Here is a 5,481-nt window from a genome sequence, read left to right as displayed (position 1 = left end):
CCGGGCCGAAGCGGTTCGGTTGCGCCAAGTCCATCACATTGAGTGGGCCGCCGGTGCCGTGGAAGTCATCGGCGCCACGCTCGTTGTGCTCGGCCCGCTTGAAGTACGGCAGCACGTCGCTCCACGCCCAGCCGGTGTTCCCTTCGGCGGCCCAGCTGTCGTAGTCGCTGCGGTGGCCGCGCGCGTAGATCATGGCGTTGACCGAACTCGATCCACCGAGCACCTTGCCGCGCGGCTGGTAGCCGCGCCGGCCGTTCAGGCCCGGCTGCGGCACGGTCTGGAAAGCCCAGTTGGCCTCGCCGTTCTTGGCGAGCACCGCCAGGCCCGCCGGGCAGTGGATCAGCACGTTGCGGTCGGGCGGCCCGGCCTCGAGCAACGCGACCTTCACACCCGGATTCTCGGAGAGCCGTGCCGCGAGCACGCACCCGGCGGACCCGCCGCCAACAATGACATAGTCGAATTGATCTGCCATCTCACATCCCTTATCAAGGCCTTCACCTTACAACGAAAGTAGCGCCGTGGGCAGGCTGCTTGTACCATTGCAGGCTGTCTTACGAAAGAGAAAAGCAATGGGTATCCAAACAGTGGGCATCATCGGCGCGGGCACCATGGGCAACGGCATCGCACAGGTATGCGCCGTGGCCGGGCTGCGGGCCGTGATGGTCGACATCAGCGACGCGGCCGTCGGCAAGGGCCTGGCCACCGTGTCCGGCAGCCTGGACCGGCTGGTCAAGAAAGACAAGCTCAGTGCGGCCGACAAGGACGCCGCGCTGGCCCGCATCCAGGGCAGCACGAACTACGATGACCTCAAGGCCGCGCAGATCGTCATCGAGGCGGCCACCGAGAACCACGAGCTCAAGGTCAAGATCCTCAAGCAGGTGGACGCTGTCCTGCCGCCGGAAGTGATCCTCGCCTCCAACACCTCATCGATCTCGATCACGCAATTGGCCGCGGCGACTTCGCGCCCCGAGAATTTCATCGGCATGCATTTCTTCAACCCGGTGCCGATGATGGCGCTGGTGGAAATCATCCGCGGGCTGCAGACCAGCGACGCCACGCACGACGCCGTGAAGGCTCTGGCTTTGGCCCTGGGCAAGACGCCCATCACGGTGAAGAACGCGCCCGGCTTCGTGGTCAACCGCATCCTGGTGCCGATGATCAACGAGGCATTCTTCGTGCTGGCCGAAGGGCTCGCCACGGCCGAGGACATCGACGCCGGCATGAAGCTGGGCTGCAACCAGCCGATCGGCCCGCTGGCGCTGGCCGACATGATCGGCCTCGATGTGTGCCTAGCGGTGATGCAGGTCTATCTCACCGAATACGGCGACTCCAAGTACCGCCCATGCCCACTGCTCAAGGAAATGGTGGCCGCCGGCCGCCTGGGCCGCAAGAGCGGGCGAGGCGTGTACACCTACTGAGCGGCGCCGCGGCGCCACGAGCCGATCGCAACCCTCATGACCATCACCGGCGTCACGTCAGTGGACCCCGTCGCCCCGCCGGCGGAAGGCGAGCCGCTGGCGCTGCGGCCCTCACGTGAGCTGGCGTGGATACCGGTGCAGCAAGTGGACGGGCCGGCGCCCGCCGCATCGGCGGCCGCGGCCGCGGGCAAGCAAGCGCCCCAGGGCTCGGCGATCCGGGGCACGGGCATATCGACCAACAGCTGGTTGCTGTTCGGCGCGGCTGCCACCGCGACGTTCGGTTGGTTAGTCGAACGCAGGCGCCGGCGTCTGCTGGAGACCGAGAAGGACTCGGTGCTGTGGGCGGATATTCAACCGCCTGGCGCATCCATCATGACGACCGCCGGAGGTCTGAGCCAGATCCTGCCCGACAGCCCGAACCCGGCAGAGGCCGCACGCGCTATTTATGTGACCGCGATCGGCGAGACGATCTCGCGGCGCGAAGCCACATTGATCGACTTGCACCAGCTCGACGGGAAACTTCGGCGGCGGCGCAAGCGCGGCGATTACGTCGCCGCCGTGCTGCTGCTGCAAGAGCACCTGGTCGATTTCCGCTACACGAGCCCCTGGGTTTTCCTTGAGTTGCTCGAGCTGTACAAGCAGCTCGAGCGTAAGAGCGAATGGGACGTCGCGCGAGTGGCCTTCAGGCAGCGCTTCGGCCAGACAGCGCCGGCGTGGGACGAGCCGTCGACAAGAAACAGCGAGCTTCTGGCCGACGCGCACCTGTCCGCCGAGCTGGAGCAGATCTGGCCCTACCGCGAGTCGCGCATGTTCGTGCTGCGCTGGATGCTGGGCGAGAACGACGTGAGCAAGAGCAGCAGCGGCCCGCCACTGCTTGGGCTGGGCGTGTACCGCGACCTGATGCTGCTGGACGAGGTGCTCGACGACGTGCTCGACCTGCGGACGGAGCCGGCCGAATCGGTGTTCTGACTCGCATTGATGAGCTCCCGGCTTTTGATTTAATGGAGCTCCCGAATCAGGGAGCACCCATGGACTACACCGAAACGCGCCGCCACGAGCTGCGCAAGCGCCGCATCCTCATGGTGGACGGCAACCTCACGCTCAACTCGCAGACCACCGAAGCAGGCGCCAGTGCGCGCACCTACCGCGCCGGCTATTGGGGCTTTGCGTCGACCAACGACACGAGCGGCGCCAGTGTCGAACGCATGAAGGCGCAGGCCGGCCAGAACGCCCAGGCCATGGCCCGGTTCGGCGCTAAAGACACGCGGCCCCTGCCCGGCGGCACCTACCGGGGCGAGCATGTGTTTCGCGGCCGGCCCGCGCTCAGTCAGGCCGAATGCGTGGAGCGCATGGCGGCCATCCAGGCCTGGTGCAAACAGCGCTATCCGGAACTCGTGTCCGTGCGCATCGCGATGCATGACGAGCACCACAGCAAATGGGTGGCCACCAGCACAGGCAGCGACGTGCTGAACAGCATCCAGCGCGCTGCGTGTGCCGTCACCTTCACCGCGATCGGCGACAGCGGCACGCCGGTGGAGCTGTACGAGCCGATCTCGGCCAAGGGGAGCCTGGCCGACCTCGACCTCTCGGTGGAAGCGTTGGCCCCCTGGCTCGACGAACTGCATGGCCACCTGCAGGCCAAGCGCCATGCCGTCGCCGCGCGCGGCGGCCAGCACACCATCGTGCTGGCGCCGGAGCTCGCGGGCATCCTGGCTCACGAGGCGATGGGCCATCCGTGCGAGGCCGACATCGTGCTGGGCGGCGCCGTGACGGGCGACCTCGTCGGGCAGCGCATCGCCAGCGAGCTGGTCAGCATGATTGACGTGGCGCACACCTTCAACGGACAGGAAGCGATGATCCCGGTCTACTGCGACGACGAAGGCACGCCCGCGCGCGACGCCGTGCTGATCAAGGACGGCGTCCTCACCGATTTCATGAGCAGCCGAGAAACGGCGCAGCGCCTGGGCTTGCAGCCCACCGGCAGCGCGCGGGCGTACGCGCCGACCGACGAGCCCCTGGTGCGCATGCGCAACACGGTCATCCTGCCGGGCACACGCAAGCTGGCCGAGATGATCTCCGAGGTCGACGACGGCTACTACCTGATGAAGACGGCCAACGGCCAGGCCGACTCCACCACCGAGTTCATGTTCGGCATCCCGCTCGCATACGAGATCAAGGCCGGCAAGCTCGGCCGCGCGATCCGCGACACCACGATGTCGGGCTCCGCAATCAAGGTGCTTCAGTCCGCCGACGCGGTCTCCGACGACATGTCGTGGAACTGCTCCGGCTACTGCGGCAAGAAGCAACCCATGGTCGTGTCCATGGGCGGCCCGGCACTGCGCGTGCGCGCCCACCTGGGAGGCGAATGATGCAAGCCCCCTCTCTTCACGACGTTGCCGAACAGGCGCTGGCCCAGATGCGCGCCGCCGGCTTCGAGCAGGCCCAGGTCACCGCGGGCCACACCCAGCTCAACGAGCTGAACGTCAACCACAACGAGCCCAGCCTGTTGCGCAGCACCGATTCGCGCAAGCTCTCGCTGATGGGCATCGTGGACGGCCGCATGGCGAGCACCGAAGTGGCCGACCTCGACCCGGAAGCGGTGCGCACGCGCATCGCCGGCCTCTTCGCCGATGCAGCGTCTGCCCCCAAGGACCCGGCTAACGCGGTCTCGTCCGGCCAGAGCAAGCGCATCGTCAAAGGCCCGCAGGAGCCGCAGCTGGACCTGCTGGCAGGCAAGATGAGCGAGCTGCTCGAGTTTCGCGTGCGCGAGACGCCGAAGATGACGATCGAAGCGGCCGATGCCAAACACACGCTCTACCAATGGCAGACGCTCACGACCGGCGGCAGCACGCTGGGCGGCAGCGTTGGCTGGTACGGGATGATGGTGGAAGGCGGGGCCCGCGAAGGCAAGGCCGTGAGTTCGTTGAACTATGCCTATGGTGCGGCGGACGACTTGCAGACCTTGCCGGCCCACGACCATTTCGGCATCGGCGAGATGATGCGCGAGACCGAGCACCAGATCCATGCCCGCCCGCTGGGCGAAAAGTTCGTGGGCGACGTTGTCCTGTCGCCGCACGCTGTCGCATCGCTGCTGGGATGGCTGCAGGGCCAGCTGGGCGACGTGCAGCTGATTGCGGGCAGTTCGCTGTTCCGCGAAAGCGTCGGCCAGGCGATCGCGGCGCCCTTGCTTTCGCTGCGCAGCAGGTTCGACGCGCCGGGCGTGGCGCCGGTGTCGCCTGACGGCTTCGTTGCACCGCCGGTGGACGTGATACGCAATGGCGTCCTTCAGACGCTGACGCCCAGCCTGTACGGCAGCCGAAAGACCGGCTTGCCTCACGTGGCGACGGCCGCCTCCGGTTGGGAGATCGCCGCCGGCGAGACACCGCGCGATCAACTGGTTGCCGGCATTCATCGGGGCGCCGTGGTGGGTCAGTTCTCGATGGGGAATCCGGCTGCGAACGGCGACTTTTCCGGGGTGATCAAGAACAGCTTCGTCATCCGCGACGGCGCGGTCGGCGCGGCCCTGTCGGAGTGCATGGTCACCGGCAACATGGCGCGGATGCTGCGCGACATCGCCGGCGTGAGCCGCGAGCGCATCGACACCGGTGGGCTGTTGTTGCCCTGGATCCGCATCTCCAACCTGCACTTCTCCTGACGCGATGAACCACCAGACCCCGCCGCCGGAAGGCACCATCACCACCGAGCGGCGCGGTACGCTGCTGCTGATCGGCATCAACCGCCCCGCCAAGTTGAACGGCTTCACCCCGCGCATGTTTCGCGAACTGGGTGAGGCGTACACACTGCTCGACGACGACGAGGAACTCCGTGTGGGCGTGCTGCACGCTTTCGGCAAGCATTTCACCGCGGGCCTGGACCTGCCGACCATCGCGCCGCTGATGCAACGCGGCGAGAAGGCAATTCCGTTGGGGTTGGTCGAGCCGACCGACCTGGGCACGCCCGGCTACCGGCGCCGCACCAAGCCCATGGTGGTGGCCGTCAAGGGCATCACGTACACGCTGGGCATCGAGCTGATGCTGGCGGCGGACATCGTGGTGGCCGCCGA

6 protein-coding genes are annotated in these 5,481 nt (G+C 67.0%); 5 read left to right on the top strand and 1 reads right to left on the bottom strand.

Features of this window, described 5'->3' with window-relative positions; all coding sequences use genetic code 11:
* Positions 1-472: GMC family oxidoreductase (locus VLK61_RS05500; RefSeq protein ID WP_325419078.1), on the bottom strand; the 472-nt coding region annotated here is incomplete at its 3' end.
* Positions 473-569: 97 nt separating this feature from the next.
* Here VLK61_RS05500 and VLK61_RS05495 point away from each other — a divergent pair.
* From VLK61_RS05495 to VLK61_RS05475, 5 genes are all read left to right on the top strand, one after another.
* On the top strand, positions 570-1,418 hold the full coding sequence (locus VLK61_RS05495) for a 3-hydroxybutyryl-CoA dehydrogenase (RefSeq protein WP_325419080.1): 849 nt from the start codon (positions 570-572) through the stop codon (positions 1,416-1,418).
* Positions 1,419-1,454: 36 nt separating this feature from the next.
* Positions 1,455-2,387, top strand: a complete 933-nt coding sequence (locus VLK61_RS05490) for a hypothetical protein (RefSeq protein WP_325419076.1) — start codon at positions 1,455-1,457, stop codon at positions 2,385-2,387.
* Between the two features lie 59 nt (positions 2,388-2,446).
* A complete protein-coding gene (locus VLK61_RS05485; protein WP_325419075.1) occupies positions 2,447-3,787 on the top strand; it encodes a TldD/PmbA family protein in 1,341 nt (446 codons plus the stop codon).
* On the top strand, positions 3,787-5,073 hold the full coding sequence (locus VLK61_RS05480; RefSeq protein ID WP_325419074.1) for a metallopeptidase TldD-related protein: 1,287 nt from the start codon (positions 3,787-3,789) through the stop codon (positions 5,071-5,073). The genes VLK61_RS05485 and VLK61_RS05480 overlap by 1 nt, the downstream gene beginning before the upstream one ends.
* A gap of 4 nt (positions 5,074-5,077) precedes the next feature.
* A partial coding sequence (locus tag VLK61_RS05475; RefSeq protein WP_325419073.1) for an enoyl-CoA hydratase-related protein occupies positions 5,078-5,481 on the top strand: 404 nt, incomplete at its 3' end.

Origin of the sequence: Aquabacterium sp. (genome assembly GCF_035476535.1) — a bacterium.
In the GTDB taxonomy this organism is placed as follows: domain Bacteria; phylum Pseudomonadota; class Gammaproteobacteria; order Burkholderiales; family Burkholderiaceae_C; genus Pseudaquabacterium.
This window is presented reverse-complemented; position numbering and strand designations above follow the sequence as displayed.

Bases quoted from the DNA above. Each gene is read 5' to 3' on its own strand.
- VLK61_RS05495 (WP_325419080.1), top strand. From the start codon at position 570: ATGGGTATCCAAACAGTGGGCATCATCGGCGCGGGCACCATGGGCAAC.
- VLK61_RS05490 (WP_325419076.1), top strand. From the start codon at position 1,455: ATGACCATCACCGGCGTCACGTCAGTGGACCCCGTCGCCCCGCCGGCG.
- VLK61_RS05480 (WP_325419074.1), top strand. From the start codon at position 3,787: ATGCAAGCCCCCTCTCTTCACGACGTTGCCGAACAGGCGCTGGCCCAG.
- VLK61_RS05485 (WP_325419075.1), top strand. From the start codon at position 2,447: ATGGACTACACCGAAACGCGCCGCCACGAGCTGCGCAAGCGCCGCATC.